Raw genomic sequence first — 24,229 nt, 5'->3', positions numbered from 1 at the left:
TATCCTATATAAAAAGAGAATTTACGCTTTCATTATGATAAATTCTTCTGATCACTTCAGCAAACAAAGGAGCTACACTCAAAACCGTGATTTTTGAGCATTGTTGTCTCAATGGAATAGAATTGCTCACTACAACCTCATCCAATGCACTTTTTTCAATCCTCTCAATAGCTGGTCCGCTTAACACCGGATGCGTACCTAAAGCCATCACTGAATGCGCACCCTTAGACTTTAAGACATCTGCGGCTTTACACATCGTTCCGGCTGTATCAATCATATCATCAACCAAGATGATATCTTTGCCTTCAACATCTCCTATAATATTCATTACTTCACTGACATTTGCTTTTTCACGCTTTTTATCCACAATGACCAAATCCATTCCAAGTTGATTGGCAAAATACCTTGCCCTTGAAACCCCTCCTATATCCGGACTCGCGATAATAGGATTTTTAAATCTTTTAGAACGCACATAATCTCTAAAAACAATTGAACCATATAGATTATCAACAGGCGCATCAAAAAAACCTTGAATTTGTCCTGCGTGCAAATCCATCGTAATCACCCGATCAATCCCTGCGCTTTCCATCAAATTTGCCACAAGTTTTGCAGTTATAGGAACTCTAGGTGCAGCTTTTCTATCCTGTCTAGCATAGCCAAAATAAGGGATGACAGCATTGATTGAGTTAGCCGAACTCCGTCTGAATGCATCTGTCATAATCAAAAGCTCCATCAAACTGTCATTAACCGGAGCACAAGTGGGCTGGATAATAAAAACATCTTTGCCACGAACTGATTCGCTGATTTGCACATTGATCTCACCATCGCTAAAACGATTGAGTGTCGCCTTTGAAACCACTGCGTCGAGATGTTTAGCCAATTCCTTGCTAAACTCTGGATGCGCACTTCCTGTAAAAATTTTAAATCCTCGCATTTCGCTTCAATCCTGAACAAAAATTTGCATTCATAAGATTATAAAGAATATCAGTTAAAGTCTTACTGAAAAACAAAAATAATTTAATTAATAATAATTATTTGTTTATAATTATTCACTATACTGAAATCGTACATAAAAATCAAAAGGACATGCAATGAAAAACGTTACATTAACTAATGCAACAGGAACCCCCATTGGGAATGATCAAGACTCTGTTACAGTCGGCCCAAGAGGGCCTATGCTTCTCCAAAGCACTTGGTTTTTGGAAAAACTAGCTCATTTTGACCGCGAAAGAATACCTGAAAGAGTTGTTCACGCTAAAGGAAGCGGGGCTTATGGAACTTTTACCGTTACAGGCGACATTACCAAATACACTAAAGCAAAAATTTTTAGTAAAGTAGGTAAAAAAACTCCTTGTTTATTCAGGTTTTCAACCGTTGCAGGAGAACGAGGGGCTGCTGATGCTGAGAGAGATCCTAGAGGTTTTGCAATGAAATATTATACAGAAGAAGGCAACTGGGATCTTGTAGGAAACAATACTCCCGTATTTTTCGTTCGTGATGCACTAAAATTTCCAGATTTTATCCACACTCAAAAACGTGACCCTAAAACAAATCTCAGAAGTGCAACAGCAGCTTGGGACTATTGGAGCTTAAACCCCGAATCTCTCCATCAAGTAACCATCGTAATGAGCGATCGAGGAATCCCAAAAAGTTTCCGCCATATGCACGGATTTGGAAGCCATACATTCAGCTTTATCAATGCTAAAAATGAAAGATTTTGGGTTAAATTCCACTTGAAAACAATGCAAGGGATTGCAAATTTGACCGATGAGGAAGCTGCTGCCATTATCGCTCATGATCGCGAATCCAATCAAAGAGATTTGTTTGAAAACATTGAAAAAGGCAATTTTCCCAAATGGAGAATGTGCGTACAAATAATGCCCGAAAAAGACGCTAAAACTTATCGTTTTCATCCGTTTGATCTCACAAAAACTTGGAGTCAAAAAGATTATCCCTTAATTGAAGTAGGGATCGTAGAACTCAATAAAAACCCTGAAAATTATTTTGCAGAAATTGAACAAGCAGCCTTTAATCCTGCAAATATTGTACCAGGAATCGGCTACAGCCCCGATAAAGTGCTTCAAGGCAGACTCTTCTCTTATGGAGATACTCAAAGATATCGATTGGGCGTTAATCATACTCAATTGCCAGTCAATGCCCCAAGATGCCCATTCCATACAACTGCGCGTGATGGATTTATGCAAAATGGTGCATACGGCTCAATGATCAACTACACTCCAAGTTCATTCCCAGGCTATAAAGAAGATCCTAATGCCAAAGAACCTAAGCTTGATTTAAGCAAACTTGAAAAAGAAACAGAGGTTTATGACTATAACTTCAGAGAAGATGACAGCGATTATTACACCCAACCAGGAGATTTGTATCGCTTGATGACTCCAGAGGAAAAAGAAAGGCTTTGTCAAAATATCAAAAGAGCTATGGAAGGCGTACCAACAGATATTAAAAAACGCCAAATCGAACACTTCAAAAAAGCAGATCCTGCCTATGGAAAAAGAGTCGAAGAGCTTGTACTCTAAATTTTCTAAACTCAGATACCCCTTAACGCGGGTATCTCTATAAAATTTCCATTTCAAAACTCTTTAATTTGCAAAAAATAATTTTTATTAATTGAGTATTTTAATTAATATAATATATTTATAGATATTTTTTATTAAAGGATAAAAAAATGAAACGTAGAGATTTCATAAAAACCGGTATTTTGGGAACAGGTATTTTAATGAGTTCAAGCATCTTGAATGCAAATACCTCAAAAACAAAAAAAGTTTCTCTTGATCTTTCATATCAAATAAACTTTGACTCCGCCCAAGAAGTAAAACTTTGGATTCCAATGCCAATAACTGCAGACTTTCAGCAACCTAGCAAAATAAAAATACAAGGGAATTATGATCTCCATAAAACCTACAGCCAAAATGGAGTGCCTATCGTATATGCTCAATACAACCAAGAAAAAAAACCAAAAAATATTTCAATCCAAATGGATCTTTTGCTCACCCAAAGAAACTCTAAAAACTCTCTAAATTCCAAAGAAAATCTGCAAACCTTTCTCCATTCTACTCGCTATATCAGAACCGATGGATCCATCAAAGAGCTGGCTTTAAAACTAAAAACAACCAATGATCAACAAACAGTTCAAAATATCTATGCTTGGATCAAAAACAATTTAGATTATCAAAATGCAAAAAATATGAAAGGGATTAGAAAAATCCAAACCAAAGACTCAAAAGTTATTTTCTCAGGTGAAAATATCAGTGCAACAACTTTATTTGTATCTTTATGCAGAGCTTGTGGAATTCCATCCAAAGAAGCTTTTGGCCTTGATTTAAATCATCATCAAATCTCTTTTACATCAAAAGCTGAAGTTTATCTCAAACAAAAAGGATGGGTACCTTATGATGTAATCGCACCCATAAAAAACCCGACCCTTGAGGGATCTCAACAATGGCTAGGAAATTTTGTCCTACTCAATTATGAAAGAGACATCAAAATAGAAAAATCCGTTTTAAACTCTTTTGATAATGCTTTTGCACTTGTAGATGGAGATAAATTAAGCTATTATGAATCAAAACACTTCATTCAAAACATCTCTTATAAACAACTCTCTTAAGGGGTCATACCCCCTTAAGAGATTAAATAATCACCCCGCCTCCCAACACTTTATCATCTTGATAAACAACCAACGCCTGTCCCTTAGCAACTCCATAAACAGGTTCTTTAAGCTCGGCGATAATTCTATCTCCATCAATAATGATTTTGGCCTCTGAAGGAGTGCTACGATAGCGAATCTTTACCTTAAATTCTCCCCCGTTAAAATTTTGCAGTAAGGACTTATTGATAGCTTCGACACGATTAGTTGCCAAATCTTCTTTTTTACCCACAATAATCTCATTTTTTTCCGGGTTGATCCCAAGCACAAAATGAGGTTCGTGCGCACCTTTAACGCTAAAGCCTTTGCGTTTTCCGATCGTATATTGCATATAACCCTTATGCTTCCCAACCTCTTTTCCAGCAGCATTCCTGACAATCCCCTCCTCTTCAACTTGTGTGTGTTTTTTTAAAATATCAATATAATCGGTCTCAACAAAACAAATCTCTTGAGATTCCTTATAAGTCTCTAAAGACCCAAGCCAAGGCATCACTTCAAAAGCTTTGGGCTTCACTTCCTCTTTGAGCATATCTCCAAGCGGGAAAATCAAACGATTGATGGCTTCTTGCGAAATTGCATATAAAAAATAACTCTGATCTTTGGTTTTATCCTTTGCCTCTCGAATCCTTTTAATACCCCCAATTTCCTCTATTCTTGCATAATGACCTGTAGCTATTTTTTCACAACCCATTTTCAAGGCATAATCCATTGCTAATCCAAACTTCATCAGCGGATTGCACAATGCGCAAGGATTTGGAGTTTCACCTCGCTTATAGGATTGCACAAATTCATCATAAACAGATTTTTTAAATTCTTCTTGTGCTTCAATAACTTTGAATTCAAAACCTAAATTTTTAGAAACCTTTTCACAATTTCTTAAAAACATCTGGTGCTTTGCTTCCTTGTCATGAAGCTTCAAATAAATACCTAAAACTTCATAACCTTGAGTTTTTAACAAATAGGCCGAATAAGAACTGTCCACACCTCCACTCATTAAAAGTGCTACTTTCATTAAATTTCCTTAAAATCTAAATAATTTTTATCATCTAAAAAACAACATTAAGCCAAAAATTTTGCATTATTTGCTCCCTGAAATTATAGAATGAAAAAGCTTATTTATGCAACGTTTTTGTCATATTTTTCGAATTTTTAAACCCCATATAAGGCTATAAGCTTATTTTTCAATAAAATCAGTTTTAAGTTATTGGTATTGATTAAAATATTTAAAACTATAAAAGAAAAGATTGAGATTTTAAAATATTTGAAATATTTATATTTTATGATTGAAATACCTATATGTGCCATACATAAGATAGGCACATAATAGGTTATAGGTGTATAAAAAAAGAATTGATTAGGATTAAAACCTGTAGGCATAATTAAATGTCAGATAGGAGCGTGAAAGTATTTTTTGATTTATATAGTCATTGGATTCAGCATTATTTAAAGTTTCTGATTCACTGCTCACTCCAATCAAAGCCCCTCCGCCTCTCCACATCAACTCAAACTGGTGGTGTGAATAATAATAATGCAATCCGATTACAGGATAGACATTGCCCGAAAAAATGGAATTTAATTTTAAATCTTGAGTGTTACTGTTTGGACTCTGGTCTTCTAGCTTCCCACTAACATACATATCTTCTTGATATCCCACTCCCACATTTAATCCCAAAGTGTGCTTGCCTCTTTCTAAAAAATCCCATAGATATTTTACATCAAGCCCGATTTTAATTGGAATATAGGAAACTTTGGCGACTTGATCTTGACTTCCTGCACTTGATGAACCACTTTTTACCCAACTATTTCCAAACCCTGAATAAATATGCCCTGAAACCTTGATACCGTGTCTTTGGCTCTGCCCAAAATAATGTTGGTAACCCATCATTAAACCTAAATCAAAAGAAGTAGAGGTATCTGAAGTTGTGGATACTCTTGCTTTTGATGTACGATTAAAGTCATACAATTCATCATCAACGCTTCCAAGAGTCCCCTCAATCCCCACTGAAAAACCATTTTTCGAATTTTGTTTTGCATTTTTAGATTGATTTGCTTTATCGTTTTGATTTTGATTTGTTACTCCTGCTTGAAGTTCTTTTTGCTTTTGTTTTAATTCTAAAAGCTTATTTTCTTTTTCAAGTTTTTGGATTTGTTCATCAATATCATCTGCATATAGACTATTTGAAATTAAAAAAATACTCATTGCACTTAAAGCTGAAACCATTTTTTTCATACGACCTCCTTAGGTTCATTTAATAAATATTAACTATGAATTCTATCATTTATCCCCCCCCCCCCAGTCAAGACTTAAAGGATAAAAAAATGGAAAAAGATTGCATATTTTTCATTGAATTTTTTGATGCCTAAGTTTTTTGGTAAATTGATATTTAGAGGTTTTGCAATGGCTTTACAAAAATCCATTTGTTTTTGAGTGGAAGGGAATTTACCTGAAGAATTGTCGATTTTTTTGAATTTTTGCTTTAATTGGGATTGTTTTGTGTGGATTGATTTTTAGTATTTGTTCTACTAAATTTAATTTCATTTCCGATTTCAATGGATATACTTACAACTCTCTTTGATTGATGTCTATCTTAGGAACCAATATTTGATTGAATAAAATTTTTGATAAAAACAATCAAAGCATCTCTAGAGTTTGGCACTTTCTTATTAACCACCCCATCAAGGGCGTATTCAAGTATTATTTTTATTTCTTTTCCCTCTTGAATCCCTAATTTTTTAATATCATTCCCATTGATTGATAAATCCTGAAGCATAAACGCCTCTTGATTGTGTAAAATCTTTTGAGATTTTACACTAATTTCATAAAACTTTTCAATTCTATCAGTAAGTGCAAATGCTTTAGCTTGAGCAATTTTAAGCTCCAAAAGCATTTTAAATTTCTCTTTTCCTAAAAGTTGCAAATGTTTTTTTATCTGGTTTTCTTGAGTGGAAAAATCCAAAGAAGCGTATTGAAAAAGTTCAATAATGGTTTTTCGCGTTTTTTTATCATATTTAAATTCTTCCAAAAAATCCTGAAGTGATTCTTTAGGTTTTTTTATAGTGCAAAACAAAGCTGCCATTCGGATACAAAAATCATTGGGACAATGGTTTAGAACTTCAAAAACAGAAATATTTTTTTCAAAATCAACACCAATATTTTTAAAAATAAAAGAGATAATTTGGACATATTCCTTACATATATCTTCTGCAAATTCTCCACAAAGTATGCCATTAAATTCCTCTCTGATACGTTCTTTTGAAATAAAATCTAAAAGTCTTTGGTGAGAAAAAATTGCCTCTTTAGTCAAAGCACTGATTTTAAAACCAAATCTTGAAGCAAATCTTAAAGCGCGCAAAATCCTCAATGCATCTTCTTGAAAACGTTTATGTGGGTCTCCAACTGCGGCAATCAACCCCTCTTCCAAGTCCCCTTGCCCCCCATAAGGATCGACAAGCCCTAAAGTAGAATGATAAGCCATTGCATTGAATGTAAAATCCCGCCTGCTTAAATCTTGCAAAAGATTTTGAATAAAAAAAATTTCCTTAGGTTTGCGATAGTCTTCATATTCTCCATCAATGCGGTACGTGGTGACTTCATAAACTTTTTTTCCATCAATTGCACTAATTGTTCCGTGTTTGATACCAGTGGGAACAACTAAGAACTTTGCAGATTTCAAAACCCCCATTGCCTCAAAAGGCTTTGCAGATGTAGCAATATCCCAATCTTTGGGAATGAGATTCGCAAATCTTGAAAATTTTTCTTTGAGCAAGCTGTCACGCACACAACCCCCGACTACAAAAGCTTCAAATCCATTATTCTCCAATGTTTTGATTATTTTTTGAACTTTTGAGGGCAAATTGATCGCGAACATTTTTATCCTTAAAGAAATTATTTGTATTATATCAAAGCTCTAAAATTGATTTTAATGAAGGAAAATAATGGCAAGAAAATGCGTTGTAAGCTTTAGCGGAGGGCAAGACAGCACAACAGTGGCAGCTTGGGCAAAAAAAGAATTTGATGAGGTCGTACTGGTAGGATTTGATTATAATCAAAAACATAAAATTGAGCTTACGCAAGCAAAACTCATCGCTCAAAAACTTTCCTTGCCCTTTCATATTATCAATATAAGTTTTTTTTCCCAAATTGTAGAGTCTGCATTGTTGCAAAACAACCAAAAAAATATCAATGACCCTCATTTGACCAACTCAAATTTACCCGCTTCATTTGTGCCTAATCGCAATGCCCTTTTTATCACGATTGTTCATAGTTTTGCTCAAAAAATCGGGGCGCAACATATTGCATTAGGGGTTTCAGAACAAGACTATAGCGGATACCCCGATTGCAGAGAAAACTTTATTGATGCCATTGAAAATTCTTTAAATCTCGGTTCTGAAACAAATATTCAAATCCATACACCACTAATGCATCTTGATAAAGCCAAAGAATTTGCGCTTGCAAAAGATTTAGGAGTACTTCAAATCGTGCTTGAAGACACGCATACTTGCTATGAAGGCAATAGAAGCAATTATCAAGAATGGGGCTATGGATGTGGAGTATGTAACGCGTGCATACTACGCAAAAAAGCTTATGAAAAATATCTCAAAACCTATGCCCATCAACACTGAAAACAAGAATCAACTCTTTGCCTACCATCGAAAAATAGTCTTGACTTTTTTCAAATCCTCAAAAGGATAAAATTTCTCTCCTGCTTCAGTCTCAAAAACTGCACCCTTATCATCTGCACTCTTAAGAATAGCTTCGAATTCTTCTTTATCCATCGTTTTTACAAATACTTCCTCGCCTATGGAATGCCTAAAATGTCTTGTTGTCTTCAATAAACGCTCCACTCCTGGAGAACTCACCTCTAAAGTATATTTCATACTGATAGGATCATACACATCAAGCAACGGCGAAATCAACTCACTGACTTCTTGGCAAACATCAAGTGTCGTATTGCCGTTTTTAGCCATAATACTGACCCTTAAAATATCTATGTTATTTTCTTTCAAAAAAGAAATATCATAAAGCTCGCATCCTAAGGTTTGAATCATTTGCTCCAATTTATCTTCAAGCTCTTTATGAATCATCTACTTTTCCTTCATTCTTCTTTTTAGCAATTTGAGCAAAAATATCATCAAGAGTTTTGGTTTTTTCCAAGCTATCATCAAAGCTAAAATTCAATCTCGGGCATTTATACCACCCGCTAGAATTTAAAACATATTCTTTCAAAATACCTTCTGCTTTTTTGAGACTTGATAAAATCTGCTTTTGCTCATCTTGCGTATGAAAATCAGGATGGATCAAAACCTCTGCATAGTATTTGCCTTTTGAGCAATTTACATTTGTAATCCCCAAAGCATTCAACTTTATATCTCCCAAAGAACAAAGAGCCTCTTGGAGGATTTCTTTTAAAACCGATTCTGTGCGTTGCAAACGAATACTTTTATCCATCAATTCTCTTTTTCAAATCACTTGAGCCTTTTGAACCTCTTTATAAGTTTCAAATATATCCCCGACTTGAATATCGTTATAATTTTCCAACATTATCCCGCATTCATAACCTTTAGCAACTTCTTTAGCATCGTCTTTAAAACGTTTCAACGAAGCAATCGCCCCTGTATGAATAACAACCCCATCGCGTATCAAACGCACGTTGATACCTCTAGCAATGATCCCTTCTGTAACCATACAACCTGCAATCGTCCCGATTTTTGAAATCATAAAAGTATTTCTAACTTCTGCCTGACCAGTATTTTCTTCTTCAATAAGTGGGGACATCAATCCTGAAACCAAAGCTTTTACATCATCAATAAGCCCATAAATAATCGAATAAGTTTTGATTTCAACGCCCAACTCTTTTGCCTTAATCTTGACTACTCCTGTCGGTCTAACATTAAAACCCAAAATCAAAGAATTACTACTTGCAGCCGCCAATGCAATATCGCTTTCAGTAATCCCGCCTACCCCGCTACTAATAATATTAATTTCAACCTCATCATTATTGAGTTTTTGCAAACTCGCCTTAATAGCTTCCAAACTTCCTTGTGTATCGGCTTTTACTACAATTGGGATAGATTTAAGCTGTCCTTTGGCAACCATTTGTGAAAGCTCATCAAAAGAAACTTTTGTGCTTTTGCTCAATTCTTTTTGACGCAAATAAGTCGCTCTTTTCTGGGCATATTCTTTTGCAATAGAATCATTTTCTACGCCCATAAGGATACAACCTGCACTCGGTACTTCTGATAAACCTGTAACGGCTGCAACCCACGAAGGAGATAACTCGCTAACACTCCTGCCTTGATCGTCAATTAAAGCTCGCACACGCCCAAAAGCTGTATCTGCAACGATAGAATCTCCAACCCTTAAGGTTCCATTCTGAACAATCAATGTCGCTACAGGACCCCTTCCTTTTTCAACACTACCTTCTAAAATAACAGCTCTAGGACTTGCATAAGGATCAGCTTTTAATTCCATTACTTCAGCTTGAATTAAGATTGTTTCAAGCAAACGATCAATACCCTCCCCACTTCTTGCTGAAATTGGTATAAATTCATATTCCCCACCCCAATCAATTGGATTGAATCCAAGCTCGGCACATTCAGCTTTCAACTTATCGGGATTAGCATTTTCCTTATCCATTTTATTCATTGCAACAATAATTTGCACCCCTGCAGACTTAGCATGATTAAAAGCTTCAATCGTTTGTTGTTTTACCCCATCATCAGCAGCAATGACAATAATAGCAATGTCTGTAACTTGAGCCCCGCGACTTCTCATCTGACTAAAAGCTTCGTGACCGGGAGTATCAATAAAAGAAATCATTTTTCCATTTTTCTCAACCATATAAGCCCCAATATGTTGGGTAATACCTCCTGCCTCACCTCCTGCAACTCTTGTATCTCGTATCTTATCAAGCAAAGAAGTTTTTCCGTGATCGACGTGACCCATAATCGTTACCACAGGCGGACGTTCTTTTAATGTATCTGAAACTTGTTGTTGCTCTACATATTCAAGCTCTCCAGAAGTATCTTGAATTGAAACCTCTATTTTAAATTCATCTGCTAAAATCTCAATCGCATCTCGGTCTAAAAAATCATTTTTGGTTACCATCATTCCAAGATTAAATAAGACTTTCACAACTTCTGCCAAACTTCTGCCAGCAATATCAGCAAACTCATACACGCGGATTTCCTCAGGAATACTGATGACACTTTGAGCAACCTTGACTAAAGCTTCTTGTTTAGGAGGTCTTCTCCTTTTTGTGCTTCTTTTAATGCTCCCATCGCTCATCCAAGGATTTTTTTTATGAACCTTGATCCTATCTGTAATCGCTTGTTTAACTTGATTTTCTTCTTCTTCATCACGAATATCTTGCTGGTGCAAATCAAAAAGCATAATTTCATTTTGCTCTTCATCATATGCATCCACTTCTTTCAAATCCCTATCACTAAGCAAATCTATTTTATGCTCTTTAATCTTGTGAGTATTATGGATTTTAGGCTTAAGGGGTTTTTTGGATTTTTTAGTTCCCTTTTCCTGTTCATTTCTCAACTCTTCAAGCATCTCTTGAGCAGAAGGAGCATATTGGTATTTTTTAGATTCTGTAACAGCAGGAGTTTTTTCATCGTTCCCCTTTTTGACGATACGAATACCCGTTCTTCTAGCGACACCTGTTTGAATTTGGGTTACAATTTTCTCTACAATAGGCTTTGTCTCTTCTAAAGTTACAGACTCTTGGGGTTGGGGCTCTGTTTCAGACGCTTTAGACTCAGAAGTTTCTTCAAAATTTTTCTTGGTCTTTGTTTCCTTTACGGAAGTTTTTGTCTCTTTGACCTGTGATTTTTTCACTTCTTTAACAACTTTAGCTTTAGAAATATTTTTGGAATGATTATTGACTCCGGTAGTGATATATTCATACAGATAAGCAGCCTCTTCGTCACTCAAACCGCTTGAGACGGTTTTGACATTCAAGCCCATTTCTTTAGCTTTTTCCAACACTTCTTTTGAGCTCTTACCTGCTTCAGTTGCAATCTCTGTCAATCTAACTTTTGCCATTTAATTCTAATCTCCTCTATCTGCTCTTTGATAATATTTTTGTCTTTGGGGGCGTTTTTGAGTTTAGTCAAACTTATGATAATTTTACTGCTATTGATACACTTCTCACACAAATAAAAACTTCTGCCATTCCCGTCAAATAGCTTAATCCCTGCGTTATTTATCTGAAGCCTGAAAAGCTCGCTTTGCATAAAACGCTGGCGGCAACAAACGCACATTCTGACAGCATTTTGAGATGAGAACTTTCTAAAATCTATCAATTGACCCATAATTATACCAAAATTAGCTTATTCTTGCTCAAGAACAACGCCTTGATTATCAAAGTTTAAAACAAAAACTCTAAAGTTTGGAAATTTTTTATTAAAAATTTCTGAGAGTCTTTGTGCATCGTCTTCATAACACATATTAAAAAAAGAAGACCCGCTCCCAGAAAGTGTGCTCATTAAAGCTCCATTTTCTAAAGCAGTTTTTTGAACTGCAAACAGAATGGGAAAATGTTTCATTCTTCTTTCTTGATGAAATCTATCTTTGGAAGCCAATCTTAAAAACTCCCATTTTCCCTGCACAAAAGCCATACTCATTAATGAAGCACGCGAAAGATTAAAAACACTTTCTGCACTTGAATACCGCTTTGGAAGGGTTTGTCTAGAGTATTTAGTAGAAATTGAACGATTGGGTACAACCATCACTGCTTTAAGCACTTGAGGGATTTCCTGCTTTAATTGATAAACTTTCTTATGTTCCACAACCGCAACATTAAACCCACCATAAACAGCCGGTGTGATATTATCAGGATGAGACTCATAAAGAAGAGCTGCATTAACAATCTCTCTCCTATCTAAACTATTTTTGACTAAATAATGAGCTGCACTAATCGCCCCCACGATAACTGCCGAACTACTTCCCATTCCTCTAGAAATGGGAATTTTATTCTTAAAAAAAAATCTGAAATCACGCTCTGACATTCCAAGATCTGATAAGGTTTTTTTGAATATTTTCACAAACATATTATCAACGCGAAATTTTGGAAATCCTTCACCCTCCCCAACGAGTTGAATACTTGTAAGAGTGGAGGGGGTAATATTAAAATAATTTCTAAAATCAAGACTTAATCCCAAGGAATCAAAACCAGGTCCTAAATTTGCGCTTGTTGCAGGAACGCTTATCGTCATCTATTTCCTAAAATTTTTTTTGCCATTATATCTTAAATAGGTGGCAAAATATAAAGAGGGGCATTTTGAGAATCAAAAGCACTCAAATCAATTTTTTCGGGCAGAAAAAAATTATCGTTTTTTTTGATCTTCAACTCTTTGAGCTTGATTCCCCCCGAATCCTCACGAATAAAAAACTTATTTCCAAAGGCGCTGATAGGGGCATTTTGATTGAAATAAAAACTATCGCTAGAATAAAGCTTTACACCCAAGCTTAAAGTCAATGTCTGCAAAAAAATATGCGTCAATTTAAGTGAAGTAAAACTACCTGGTCCCCTCGCATAAAAAATTGAATCCAAATCTAAGTTTTGATCTTGCAAATAAGAAAAGATTTCAGAAAAAATCTCTAAAAGCCCATCGCTTGTTTTTTGGATGGAAAAAAATTCTTTTCTAAGGTACAAATCCTGATAAATCCCGCATTTTAAAGGGGAATTTACAGAAATTAAAACTAAATCAATTTTTTTACTCATCAAAATTATTGCAATTCTTTAGCAAATTCAAACATTTTTTCTTCTTCATTTTGCTCTAAAGTAAGAATTTCATAAGCATTACTTTCTGAAAGTATTTTTTGAGTAAGCAAAGAATTGAGTTTATGGCTACCTGCAAAAGAGATATAGCTTCCCATCAAAGGCATTCCAAGAATTGCCATATCTCCAATAGCATCCAAAATCTTATGGCGAACAAACTCTTCTTTATATCTCAAACCTTCTTTATTGAGTATGCCACTTTCATCAAGCACGATACAATTGCTCAAATTACCGCCCTTTGCCAATCCTTGAGAACGCAAATAATTTACCTCGTGCAAAAACCCAAAAGTCCTTGCGCGCGCAATTTCTTCTTTATAAGCCTGTTTTGTAAAAATAAATTTATATGTCTGCTCTTTAATTGCTTGATGTTTAAAATCAATGGTAAAATCAAATACCATTTTATCATTAGGCTCGACTCTCACAAACTTATCTCCATCACGGACTTCTATAGGTTTTTTAATCTGAAGGACTTTTTTAAGAGAAGGAAGCTCAAGCGTACCAGCTTCATCCAAAAGCATACAATAAGCTATAGAACTGCCATCCATAATTGGGATTTCTTCATTATCTACTGATATTTTCAGATTATCAATCCCATAAGCATTAATAGCTGAGAGAAGGTGCTCTATCGTTGATATTCTAGCATCTCCTTTTCCCAATACGGTGGCCATCATCGTATCTGTTACATTTTCAGGCTTCATCGGAATGCTAACAGCCTTATCGCTACGATAAAAAATTATTCCACTATCAGCCTCCAACGGCTCTAAGACCATTCTGACAGGCACGCCTTTATGCAAACCGATACCAATCAACTCAACTTTTTTTGCTATCGTTCTTTGTTTCATTCTATTTCCTTTACGGATATATTATCGCCATTTTTTGTAATTATTTTTAATGAATGATTTGAGCTTATTCTTTTTACGATTTCTTGATTTAAGATCTCTCCTTTAAAAACAATATGATTGGAACATAAAGTTTTTAAGATCAAATATTCACCCCCACAAACAACAATTCCTTCACATTTTCCAAATATACTCACAGTTCCTTCTGATACAATTCTAGCTCCATTATTGACATTTCCAAGAATCACAAGATTCCCTAAACTTTCTATTTCCTCGCCGCTACGAATACTTTTATAACGAATTTCGGTTTTAACATCGGTAGGAGAGATCTTGGAAAACTCTTTACCCCTGAGTTCATTTTCACTTACGACATAAACGATTTTAAGTTTATCTAGAGTTTGAAGAAGCGCAGGCTCAACCCGGTTTTTAAACACCAATAAATAATCCTTAAGCAAAACAAAATTTTTGGTCACAAAATCAATATATTCAGAAGTTACTCCTCCTTCCAATTCAAAAACCCTAATATTTTTCTGTCTTGTTTTGATCATTAATGCCCTCAATAGTATTTTTTGCTTTTAAAAAAACATCTGTGATATTTGATTTTATCCATTTAGGATCCATCCATTCCACATCCCTAACCGGATGACCTTGAACCAAAATACCCAAATGCAAATGATCCCCAAAAGCCCATCCCGTTTGACCCGTAAATCCGATTACGGTTCCTGAAGCTACCTCGTCACCGGGTTTAACCTCAAATTTTGACATATGCGAATATAAAGAAGAAAGACCAAAACCATGATACACAAGCGTAGTATTTCCATACACACCCAAAAGCTCTGTTAAGACGACTTTGCCCGAATTACTTAAGATTATTGGCGCGTTTCTCACGCTCGCAATGTCCAATCCCAAATGCATTGATTTACTGATTTTTTGCTTACCTAAAAAATACGTCCTATGATCTCCAAAATTTCCGACAACCACACTACCTTTCAACGGTAAAAAAGCCGAAAAAGTTACCGGTTCAAATAAAGAATTGTAATTAATCTCTGTGGCAGCTTTATAAATAATTTCTTCATCTTTATGACGAATTGTTTCATTGATATATTTAAATTTTTCAATATTGTTTGAAAAACTTTCAGGCTTTCTTTCGCCAACGGTATCCACCAATTCATTAAGTTTTCCATTTAAAAAACTATCTTTAACTTTAATGCTAGAATATCTATATCGAACGCTCATATCTTTGATCAAAGGAATGGAAACTCTTTTTTGATTGAATGCCTTGTCTAAAACCGTAATAGTTCCGTTAAAAAAATTATTCTGCACAGGCCAAGCCAAAATAACTGCGTAATACCCTTCTTTCATAAAAGGAAAAACCTTGAAATCATTTTCGCCATTACTCACACTAATGGAACGCACGCCATTATCTACAACTCTAAAAATCAATAAAGCACTACCCCCGTAAGTGATTTTATAAGAATTGGCCACAATATTGATAATAGGGGCTTGCGTATCTACAATCAAATCTAAGTTCTTTACAGTTGTATTACCACTGAAAAAATTTGCATTGCTCCAATCAGTAACAGAAATTTTATAATGAATCTTGATCCCATCAGGAAGTTTAATTTCAGGCTTTGGCAACAAAAAAGCTTTCTCTTTGGGCTTGTCCAAAACAATTTCTTCTTTATCAAATACAACTACATTATCTGAAGTTACCGCACTCACCTTATAAGATCTTATTCCGGTATCATCAGAAACGCTGACGTAAATTTTTTTATTCGGGTTCCAATATGCCTCACTCCCTAACTCCACACGATCTTTTTTATTTATAGACATATAAATTTCTACTTCTGGAGGATTTCTTTCGAAAAATTTTGAATTATAAACGGCATAAGCACCTACAATTACAATAATTAAAAAAAATAATTTTATAAAAGTTTTAAATTTCATTGATTAACCTTATATTCTAGGATCGGATATTTTTCCCTCTATAGCACTTTTAGCAACCACAGCAGAATTAGCCAAATAAACTTCTGAACTTCTTGCACCCATTCTTCCAACAAAATTTCTATTTGTTGTCGAAATGCAACGCTCGTTATCTCCTAATATCCCCATATATCCGCCCAAACAAGCCCCGCAAGTCGGGTTGGAAATCAATGCACCAGCTTCAATAAGAATGTCTATATACCCAAGTTCTTGAGCCTGTTTGTAAATTCTTTGAGTAGCTGGAGTAATGATAAGACGAACATCTGAATGCACTTTTTTGCCATTCAGAATCTCGCTTGCTATTTTTAAATCGCTCAAACGCCCGTTTGTGCAAGATCCTATAAATGCCTGATCGATCTTCAACTCATCCTTTACTGCCTCACTAACAAACTTACCATTACTTGGAAGATAAGGATAGGCAACTACCGGCTCAAGTTTGCTCGCATCAATTCTAATAATTTTAGAATATTTAGCATCTTTGTCTGAATAATAATACTTTGGCTCTGCTCTCAAACCATTGAGTTCGTTTCTACTCCTGAAAAATTCCTTAGTTATTGCATCAGCAGCAATGATGCCATTTTTGGCTCCGGCTTCAATGGCCATATTGCACAATGAGAAACGATCGTCCATACTCAAATATCCAATCGTATCTCCGCAAAACTCAAGAGCTTGATAAAGCGCTCCATCAACCCCAATCTGACGAATAACCTCTAGAATCAAATCCTTGCCATATACCCTTTCAGAAGGCTTACCGATAAATTCAACTTTAATGCTTTGGGGAATTTTAAACCAATTTTTACCCGTGATCATCGCATACGCCAAATCAGTGCTACCCATACCCGTAGAAAAAGCACCTAAAGCTCCGTGAGTACAGGTATGAGAATCTGCTCCGATAATCACATCACCACTCAACACTAAACCCTTTTCAGGCAAGAGAGCGTGCTCAATTCCCATATCTCTCTCATCAAAATAATTTTTCAAACCAAATTCTTTTGCAAAATCGCGACTGATTTTGGCTTGGTTTGCAGAAGCAATGTCTTTAGCAGGGATAAAATGATCCATTACAATGCAAAAATTATCGGGCTTTGCCAAAGATTTTGCTCCAATGCTACGAAATGCTTTAATTGAGAGAGGGGTAGTAATGTCGTTCCCAATAACCATATCAATATCAGTCTCTACAATCTCATCTGCATATACTGCCTTACCGCAATGAGCGGAAAAAATTTTTTCCGTAATCGTCTGTCCTGTCATTCTGCTTCCCTTTTACTTTTAAGGCTAAATTCTACTATAATTTTCTTCATTTTTAAAAGAGATAAATATAACTTGCCGTCCAAATTACGGAGCGCTTAAATTCAATGTCTTTAGATTCAAGCGTTTTGCTATCCCCACTTGCATTCTGATATTTCGCCGGACTCTCAAGTCCTAATCTCAAAAAATTCCACGGGATTTTTGCCCCTACTTCGAGGCGATTTTTAGTATTGATGGTAAAAGCAACCCCTGCATTAAAAGTATAATCAACCTGAAGAAGCGTATTCCATAAGACATTATCACTGCTATAGCTTGTATCTTTCAAAAGCGGCTTCATTTTTTCTTTATCAGCACTATCAAGCAAAATCATTGCCCCAAAGCCAATACCAAAATACCCACCCACAAAATACCGATACCTTCTATCCAAAGGCATCTCTACAAGCAAATCAAGATTCAATGCTCCCAACATATAAATAACTGAACCAATCTTTGTGCCATCATCTTTGTTCTTAATATTTCCGGTCGAAATCATAGCATCTCCATAGATTCTAGCACCAAAATACGGATTAAAAAAACTCTGATAACCAAGCTTACCACCAAACATATAAAGATTAGATTGCAATTTAAGAGGAGAATTTAAAACTCCTGTTCTCTGATTTTTAAGATCATCAATGGTGGTTGTTGTCTGATTATAATGCCCATCTATATAATCATTAAATAATGACCCATATCCCGCATTGATTCCCATAAAAATACCACTTTTAGAATCTGCGCGACCATATTTTTGCATCAATTGTCTTTTTTTCTCTTCAGAAGCGTTAGGATAATGAGATTCGATATATTTTTTATTCGGATAATACTCTTCAGGAGTGCCACCATTTTTGATGATCTGCTCTTTTAGCGAATGGATCTCTCCATCTAAGCTCGCAATAAGCTTTATAGAGGTCTGAGGTTCAGCTTCTGCCTGCAACATAATTACCAATAATATAAAAATAATTTTTTTCACTTGATGCCTCAAAACAATAAATTATAACTTATGAGATAAGCGTTTGTAGTGGCAAATCGATACAAGCTTGTCTCTTTTGTTTTTATAGGAGGGATTTTTAAACCTAACTCAATGCGATGTCTGATATTTAAAGTCAAAGCTATGCCTAAATTTATCACCACGCCAAACTGGCTCAAAGGGGGCTTGACAGCCTGATCAGCATAATCCATCCAACCCATTCCAACGCCACCAAATACCCCTAAGGCATATTTTTTATCGTCATCTAAAGGAACATCTGCAATCAAATCAAGATTAAAGCTTGCCAATTGATAAGCCATACTTTCCATATCGCCTCTCAAATATTCCCCATAGAATCTAAGACCTCCAATATAATCTTTCAAATACTGCTGATAACCCACTCTTGCTCCATAAAGAAAAGGATGTGAATCAACATAGCCTGCAGGGGTTGCATTGAGTGTTATATTGCCCAAGATTAAACCAACAAAAAAGCCATTTTTTTCTTTTGCCATCTCTTCAAGCCGGAGCTTTTGCTCTTGCTCATAAAGCTGTCCTTTGAGCATATAAACTTGTCTTTTTTGATCGGCAGGCTTGTCAGTCTCAAGACCAAAACTAAAACTTAGAGCAAATAAAAGACATAGAATTAAACGCTTAAAAAACATACTGATACCCTGCCATAAACAATGCCCCCAACCATTCAATGTTTTTATCTGTGATAAACTTGAGTTCAAGCTCCAAACGATTGTGACCAAAAAATGTAACCCCAAAACCGGTATTCAACATCGCTGCAAATTCAGAGTTAGCATTATACCCATGAATCATACTTCCAAGTCCAATACCTGCAATTATGCCAGCAGACAATCCTTTCCATACGGGCAGATCAATCATTAAATCACCATTAACTGCTATCGTTGAAAAATCAAGTCTTCCCAAAGGCTCCTCCTTAGATTCTGTAGCTAGATACTGGATATAAATTCTTCTACCTACATAATTAGGCAAAAAAAGCTTCTCAAAAATTGAAGGAATAAAAGACTGATAACCAAACTTAGCTCCATAAGCAAAAAGATAATCTTTTTTTAAATTGCTTGCTACATCATTCCCCAAAGCACCCACGCTCAATCCCAAAAAAAGCCCTGTTTTTTTACTAGCTTCATCAAGATTTTGGACAAGTTCGGCAATTTCTTTATCGGTTGTCTTTTGATAAAATTTGATATATTTGTAATAGGAAGGATCGAGTGTGCCATAATTAATCGTATCTGCGACACAAACCGATCCTAAAAACAATAATACTAACAATGCAATCCGTTGCAACATCTGCCAACCTTAAAAACGTTGTTCTAATATCGGGTTATTTTATCTATTTTTATATAAAATTTCCTTTTTTTGTATAAAGAATTTTAGAACATTTTTCATAAAAAGCTCCTAAACAAATAAATTGTATAATTCCCAAGAAACAAGGAGCAAACAAATGAAAATGACTATTCACACCCTCCAATCCAAAAAAGGAGTTGAAAAAATTACAGCCGTCACGGCCTATGACGCATTATTTGCAAGCCTATTTGACGCTCAAACAGATGTAATTTTAGTTGGAGACAGCCTGAATATGAGCTTTGGTGGCAAAGAGGATACATTAAGCATTACATTAGAAGAAATGATTTACCACACAAAATCGGTATGCATAGGCGCTAAAAAATCTTTTATCATTGCAGATATGCCCTTTGGAAGCTATCAAAACTCAAAAATGGCGGTCAAAAACGCTTTAAAATTTTATCAAAAAACCTCTGCAGACGCCATCAAACTTGAGGGAGGTAAAGAACGCTCAGAATCAGTACGAGCTATTGTTAAAGAAGGGGTAGCTGTAATTGGACATATTGGATTAATGCCTCAATTTGCGCGTTCAGAAGGCGGTTATAAAATCAAAGGCAGAAGCGAGAAAGAAGCTTCAAAACTCATAGATGATGCTCTTGCAATAGAAGACGCTGGCGCTTCTATGATTGTACTTGAAGGAATAGCTTCTGAAGTCTCAAACCATATCACTCAAAAACTAAAAATCCCAACCATAGGCATAGGTAGTGGAAAAAAATGCGATGGTCAAATTCTTGTATGGAGTGATATGATGGGATTTTTTCAAAGATTCAAGCCAAAATTTGTCAGGAGATATCTTGATGGTGCAACACTTATTCAAGAAGCACTTCAAAAATATGTTCAAGATGTCAAATCAGAAAATTTTCCCTCTTTAGAAGAAAGCTACTAAACAATGGAACGCGTATCATTAGAAGAAAACAGTCGCATTATCGACATTGAAAAACTTGATTTTGAAGAAAATGCCGAAAATTCTCTAAGACCTGCTTTATGGGAAGAATACATCGGGCAGGAAAAAATAAAAAAAAATCTGAAAGTTTTTATTCAAGCAAGCAAAAAAAGGGGCGAATGTCTTGACCATACGCTATTTTTTGGACCTCCTGGACTTGGAAAAACCACTCTCAGCCATATTATTGCCAATGAAATGGCTGCAAACATTAGAGTAACAGCCGCCCCGATGATTGAAAAAGCAGGAGATTTGGCTGCAATAATGACAAATCTGAATGATGGAGATATTTTATTCATTGATGAAATACACCGTTTAAGTCCTGCAATCGAAGAAATTCTTTATCCTGCAATGGAGGATTTTCGCCTAGATATCATTATTGGCTCAGGTCCTGCTGCCCAAACCGTCAAAATCGATCTCCCTAAATTCACACTGATTGGAGCTACAACGCGTGCAGGAATGTTAAGCAACCCCTTGAGAGACCGATTTGGAATGAGTTTCCGAATGCAATTTTACGAAGTTGGCGAACTTGCTCTAATTGCTCAAAAAGCAAGTTTAAAATTAGGCAAACCTCTTGATGAAGAAGGCGCTAAAGAAATCGCTTCTCGCTCACGTGGAACACCTAGAATCACCCTCAGATTACTCCGCAGAGTCAGAGACTTTGCTGAAGTCGCCGAAAAAAAAACTATAGATCTTAAGATTACAAAATATGCTTTAAATGAACTAGGTGTCAATGAATTCGGATTTGATGAGTTGGATTTACGCTATTTAAAAATTTTATCAGAGACCAAAGGAAAACCGATAGGATTAAGCACAATCGCAGCTGCAATGAGTGAAGATGAAGGAACTATTGAGGATGTGATCGAACCCTACTTGCTTGCTAATGGTTACTTAGAGCGAACTGCAAAAGGCAGAATTGCCACCTATAAAACCTATGAAATTCTAAATATAAAAATGAATCAAAAAGGACTTTTATAATCTATGCAACCCACTTAAAGAATTAGTTTTGATGTATAGAAAAGTAACACATTCCAAAATATTGATAAGAACAGGAGAATCAAACACCATAAATCTTAAAATTCTTTCATTAAACATTAAAGTATTGCATTTGAATAGCTCTAAGAATAATTGTCTATTTTGAAAGGATTGATCAAATAATGGGAATTTTATTTATTTCTTCAATTAGAAGATTAGAAATTATTCAGAAAAAGCCCCATACGCCATTAATTTTTCATAACGCTTTTGGACGAAATCAGGATCTTTCCTAAGGATTTCTAAATTGGTTAAAAAATATTCTTTAATAGAATTGGCCGCATACCCTTTATCACGATGCGCTCCTCTGCTTGGTTCCAAAATAATATCATCAATCAAACCGGCTTTCTTAAGTTCATCAGGAGTAATTTTCATTGCTTTTGTAGCGGATTCTATTTTACTGGGATCATTCCATAAAATGGCCGCACAACCTTCCGGAGAAATGACACTAAAAATAGAATATTGCATCATTGCAAGCTTATCAGCAACTGCAATCGCCAAAGCACCACCACTTCCTCCCTCTCCAATAACAATTGAAATAGTGGGAACTCTTAAGGTTGAAAACTCTTGGAGATTTTTTGCAATTGCTTCACTCTGACCCCTCTCTTCTGCGCCCAACCCAGGATAAGCACCGGCAGTATCCACAAGCATTAAAATAGGAATATCAAACTTTTCAGCAAATTTTGCAGCTTTGAGCGCTTTACGATAGCCTTCAGGATTTGGCATTCCAAAATTACGCATCAATTTATTCTTAGTGCCACGTCCTTTTTCTTCTCCAATGATCAAAGTTGTTTGATCTTCAATCTTTCCTAAAAAACAAACAATCGCTTTATCATCGCTAAAATGACGATCTCCTGATATTTCATAGCCATCTTTTAAAATCAAATCAATATAATCCATTGAGTAAGGTCTGTCAGGATGACGAGCCAACTGGAGCTTTTGATAATCGTTCATATTTGCATAAACTGAACGAACTTCCTTTTCTAGCTCTATCTCTAAAATATCTTTTGCAGCTTGATCGCCACGAATCACAGCCATTTCTATTTCATCTTGAATGCTCTTGATACGTTGCTCAAAATCTAAATAAGTAGCCACTTCTACGCTCTAATATGATTATATTTTTTTGAAAATCACGACACCATTTGTGCCGCCAAAACCAAAAGAATTGCTCATTACGGTTTCAATTTTTGCTTCTCTAGCAACATTAGGTATATAGTCAAGATCACATTCAGGATCTGGAGTCTCCTGATTAATGGTCGGAGGCAAAACACCTTCATTCATTGCCATAATTGAAATAACAGCCTCAATAGCACCTGCAGCACCCAAACAATGTCCGATTTGACCTTTCGTCGAACTCACAGGTGGAACATTTTCTTTGCCGCCAAAAACATTTCTCAAAGCCATAGTTTCAAACAAATCATTATATCCTGTACTTGTCCCGTGAGCATTGATATAATCAATCTTAACACCTGCCATATTTAAAGCAGCTTTCATTGCACGATAAGCACCTTCGCCTTCTGGAGCGGGAGTTGTCATATGATTAGCATCCCCGCTTTCTCCAAAACCTACAAGCTCAGCATAAATTTTTGCTCCTCTAGCTTTGGCACTCTCATAGTCTTCCAATACCAAAGCACCCGCACCTTCGCCCATCACAAAACCATCTCTATCCTTATCGAAAGGACGGGAAGCCCTCAAAGGATCATCATTTCTAGATGACAAGGCTTTCATCGCAGCAAAACCACCAATGCCGACAGGACAAATTGTCGATTCTGAACCTATTACAAGCATCCTATCTGCACCATTGACCATAATTGTCTTGGCTGCCTCAATAATTGCGTGAGTTCCTGCAGCACAAGCTGTAACACTCGATAAATTTGGACCTTTAATGCCAAACTCGATAGATGTAAAACCACCAAGCATATTTACAAGAGCCGAAGGAATAAAAAATGGAGTGATTTTTCTAGGACCTTTTTCAAAACAGGCAATAGAGTTCTTTTCAATATTCCCTAGCCCCCCTATTCCTGCTGCAGAACTCACACCAAACCTATCAGCAATGCTATCGCTACATTTACCTTCAGTATTCAAAAGTCCGCTGTCAGTCATCGCTTCTTTGCAAGCTTTCAGAGCCAACTGAATGAAACGATCTGCTTTTTTGACTTCTTTAGGATTCATCACTTCATTAGGATCAAAATCTGTTATCTCTGCTGCTATTTGCACCGGAAAATCGTTCGCATCAAAACAAGTAATTCTTTTAACGCCACACGCCCCGTCCACAATAGATTTAAAAGAATCCCCTTTATTCAATCCCAACGAATTTATCATTCCTAAACCGGTTACAACGATCCGACGCACATATACTCC

The 24,229-nt window shown here is 35.8% G+C and carries 24 protein-coding genes; 5 read left to right on the top strand and 19 right to left on the bottom strand.

Annotation, left to right across the window (positions count from 1 at the left end; translation table 11 throughout):
• Positions 1-4: 4 nt before the first annotated feature.
• On the bottom strand, positions 5-934 hold the full coding sequence (locus tag BKH41_RS03215) for a ribose-phosphate pyrophosphokinase (protein WP_095297000.1): 930 nt from the start codon (positions 932-934) through the stop codon (positions 5-7).
• A gap of 157 nt (positions 935-1,091) precedes the next feature.
• Between BKH41_RS03215 and BKH41_RS03210 the strand changes: the two genes are divergently transcribed.
• Both BKH41_RS03210 and BKH41_RS03205 read left to right on the top strand, forming a co-directional pair.
• Positions 1,092-2,537 (top strand): catalase, encoded by a 1,446-nt coding sequence (locus tag BKH41_RS03210; protein WP_095296999.1) that lies wholly within the window; start codon positions 1,092-1,094, stop codon positions 2,535-2,537.
• A gap of 149 nt (positions 2,538-2,686) precedes the next feature.
• Entirely contained in the window at positions 2,687-3,625 is a 939-nt protein-coding gene (locus BKH41_RS03205) for a transglutaminase-like domain-containing protein (protein WP_095296998.1), read from the top strand.
• A gap of 22 nt (positions 3,626-3,647) precedes the next feature.
• On the opposite strand, the gene mnmA is transcribed toward BKH41_RS03205, so the two are convergent.
• From mnmA to BKH41_RS03190, 3 genes are all read right to left on the bottom strand, one after another.
• Entirely contained in the window at positions 3,648-4,676 is a 1,029-nt protein-coding gene (gene mnmA, locus BKH41_RS03200; RefSeq protein WP_095296997.1) for a tRNA 2-thiouridine(34) synthase MnmA, read from the bottom strand.
• Between the two features lie 348 nt (positions 4,677-5,024).
• A complete protein-coding gene (locus BKH41_RS03195; RefSeq protein WP_095296996.1) occupies positions 5,025-5,894 on the bottom strand; it encodes an outer membrane beta-barrel protein in 870 nt (289 codons plus the stop codon).
• Between the two features lie 358 nt (positions 5,895-6,252).
• The gene (locus BKH41_RS03190; protein ID WP_095296995.1) at positions 6,253-7,533 is read right to left on the bottom strand and encodes a hypothetical protein; all 1,281 of its coding nucleotides are present in this window, start codon (positions 7,531-7,533) and stop codon (positions 6,253-6,255) included.
• A gap of 67 nt (positions 7,534-7,600) precedes the next feature.
• Between BKH41_RS03190 and queC the strand changes: the two genes are divergently transcribed.
• A complete protein-coding gene (gene queC, locus BKH41_RS03185; protein WP_095296994.1) occupies positions 7,601-8,287 on the top strand; it encodes a 7-cyano-7-deazaguanine synthase QueC in 687 nt (228 codons plus the stop codon).
• 21 nt (positions 8,288-8,308) lie between these two features.
• On the opposite strand, the gene rimP is transcribed toward queC, so the two are convergent.
• From rimP to BKH41_RS03120, 13 genes are read right to left on the bottom strand one after another with little or no spacing between them, the layout of a single operon-like run.
• Positions 8,309-8,746, bottom strand: coding sequence for a ribosome maturation factor RimP (gene rimP / locus BKH41_RS03180; RefSeq protein ID WP_095297237.1), 438 nt, complete (start codon positions 8,744-8,746; stop codon positions 8,309-8,311).
• Positions 8,739-9,113: a 30S ribosome-binding factor RbfA gene (gene rbfA, locus BKH41_RS03175; protein ID WP_095296993.1), complete on the bottom strand. Its 375-nt coding sequence runs from the start codon at positions 9,111-9,113 to the stop codon at positions 8,739-8,741. The genes rimP and rbfA overlap by 8 nt, the downstream gene beginning before the upstream one ends.
• A 12-nt stretch (positions 9,114-9,125) precedes the next feature.
• The gene (infB, locus tag BKH41_RS03170; protein WP_095296992.1) at positions 9,126-11,717 is read right to left on the bottom strand and encodes a translation initiation factor IF-2; all 2,592 of its coding nucleotides are present in this window, start codon (positions 11,715-11,717) and stop codon (positions 9,126-9,128) included.
• Positions 11,699-11,986, bottom strand: coding sequence for a DUF448 domain-containing protein (locus BKH41_RS03165; RefSeq protein WP_095296991.1), 288 nt, complete (start codon positions 11,984-11,986; stop codon positions 11,699-11,701). The genes infB and BKH41_RS03165 overlap by 19 nt, the downstream gene beginning before the upstream one ends.
• Before the next feature lie 18 nt (positions 11,987-12,004).
• Positions 12,005-12,889 carry a homoserine kinase gene (gene thrB / locus BKH41_RS03160; RefSeq protein ID WP_095296990.1) on the bottom strand — a complete coding sequence of 295 codons (885 nt, stop codon included), beginning with the start codon at positions 12,887-12,889 and terminating at the stop codon, positions 12,005-12,007.
• Positions 12,890-12,921: 32 nt separating this feature from the next.
• Positions 12,922-13,398, bottom strand: a complete 477-nt coding sequence (locus BKH41_RS03155; RefSeq protein ID WP_095297235.1) for a hypothetical protein — start codon at positions 13,396-13,398, stop codon at positions 12,922-12,924.
• Between the two features lie 5 nt (positions 13,399-13,403).
• Positions 13,404-14,297, bottom strand: coding sequence for a UDP-3-O-acyl-N-acetylglucosamine deacetylase (gene lpxC / locus BKH41_RS03150; protein WP_095296989.1), 894 nt, complete (start codon positions 14,295-14,297; stop codon positions 13,404-13,406).
• On the bottom strand, positions 14,294-14,842 hold the full coding sequence (locus tag BKH41_RS03145) for a septum site-determining protein MinC (protein ID WP_095296988.1): 549 nt from the start codon (positions 14,840-14,842) through the stop codon (positions 14,294-14,296). The genes lpxC and BKH41_RS03145 overlap by 4 nt, the downstream gene beginning before the upstream one ends.
• Complete coding sequence (locus BKH41_RS03140; RefSeq protein ID WP_095296987.1) at positions 14,814-16,241, bottom strand: M23 family metallopeptidase; 1,428 nt, start codon at positions 16,239-16,241, stop codon at positions 14,814-14,816. Before BKH41_RS03140 ends, BKH41_RS03145 begins: the two co-directional genes overlap by 29 nt.
• 9 nt (positions 16,242-16,250) lie before the next feature.
• Positions 16,251-17,528 (bottom strand): 3-isopropylmalate dehydratase large subunit, encoded by a 1,278-nt coding sequence (locus BKH41_RS03135; protein ID WP_095296986.1) that lies wholly within the window; start codon positions 17,526-17,528, stop codon positions 16,251-16,253.
• 52 nt (positions 17,529-17,580) lie between these two features.
• A complete protein-coding gene (locus BKH41_RS03130) occupies positions 17,581-18,531 on the bottom strand; it encodes an outer membrane beta-barrel protein (RefSeq protein ID WP_095296985.1) in 951 nt (316 codons plus the stop codon).
• Positions 18,532-18,539: 8 nt separating this feature from the next.
• A complete protein-coding gene (locus BKH41_RS03125) occupies positions 18,540-19,190 on the bottom strand; it encodes an outer membrane beta-barrel protein (protein ID WP_095296984.1) in 651 nt (216 codons plus the stop codon).
• Complete coding sequence (locus BKH41_RS03120; protein WP_095296983.1) at positions 19,180-19,842, bottom strand: outer membrane beta-barrel protein; 663 nt, start codon at positions 19,840-19,842, stop codon at positions 19,180-19,182. The genes BKH41_RS03125 and BKH41_RS03120 overlap by 11 nt, the downstream gene beginning before the upstream one ends.
• A gap of 154 nt (positions 19,843-19,996) precedes the next feature.
• Here BKH41_RS03120 and panB point away from each other — a divergent pair, with 154 nt between their 5' ends.
• Positions 19,997-20,782, top strand: coding sequence for a 3-methyl-2-oxobutanoate hydroxymethyltransferase (panB, locus tag BKH41_RS03115; protein ID WP_095296982.1), 786 nt, complete (start codon positions 19,997-19,999; stop codon positions 20,780-20,782).
• A 3-nt stretch (positions 20,783-20,785) separates the two neighbouring features.
• The gene (gene ruvB, locus BKH41_RS03110; protein ID WP_095296981.1) at positions 20,786-21,814 is read left to right on the top strand and encodes a Holliday junction branch migration DNA helicase RuvB; all 1,029 of its coding nucleotides are present in this window, start codon (positions 20,786-20,788) and stop codon (positions 21,812-21,814) included.
• 219 nt (positions 21,815-22,033) lie between these two features.
• Here ruvB and accA read toward each other — a convergent pair whose 3' ends face one another.
• Both accA and BKH41_RS03100 read right to left on the bottom strand, forming a co-directional pair.
• The gene (gene accA / locus BKH41_RS03105; protein ID WP_095296980.1) at positions 22,034-22,963 is read right to left on the bottom strand and encodes an acetyl-CoA carboxylase carboxyl transferase subunit alpha; all 930 of its coding nucleotides are present in this window, start codon (positions 22,961-22,963) and stop codon (positions 22,034-22,036) included.
• 18 nt (positions 22,964-22,981) lie between these two features.
• The gene (locus BKH41_RS03100; protein ID WP_095296979.1) at positions 22,982-24,220 is read right to left on the bottom strand and encodes a beta-ketoacyl-ACP synthase II; all 1,239 of its coding nucleotides are present in this window, start codon (positions 24,218-24,220) and stop codon (positions 22,982-22,984) included.
• Positions 24,221-24,229: the final 9 nt, after the last annotated feature.

It is taken from the genome of Helicobacter sp. 12S02232-10, from assembly GCF_002272895.1.
Classification (GTDB): Bacteria; Campylobacterota; Campylobacteria; order Campylobacterales; family Helicobacteraceae; genus Helicobacter_J.
Note: the sequence above shows the minus strand (reverse complement) of the source record. Positions and strands in the feature narration are given on the sequence as shown.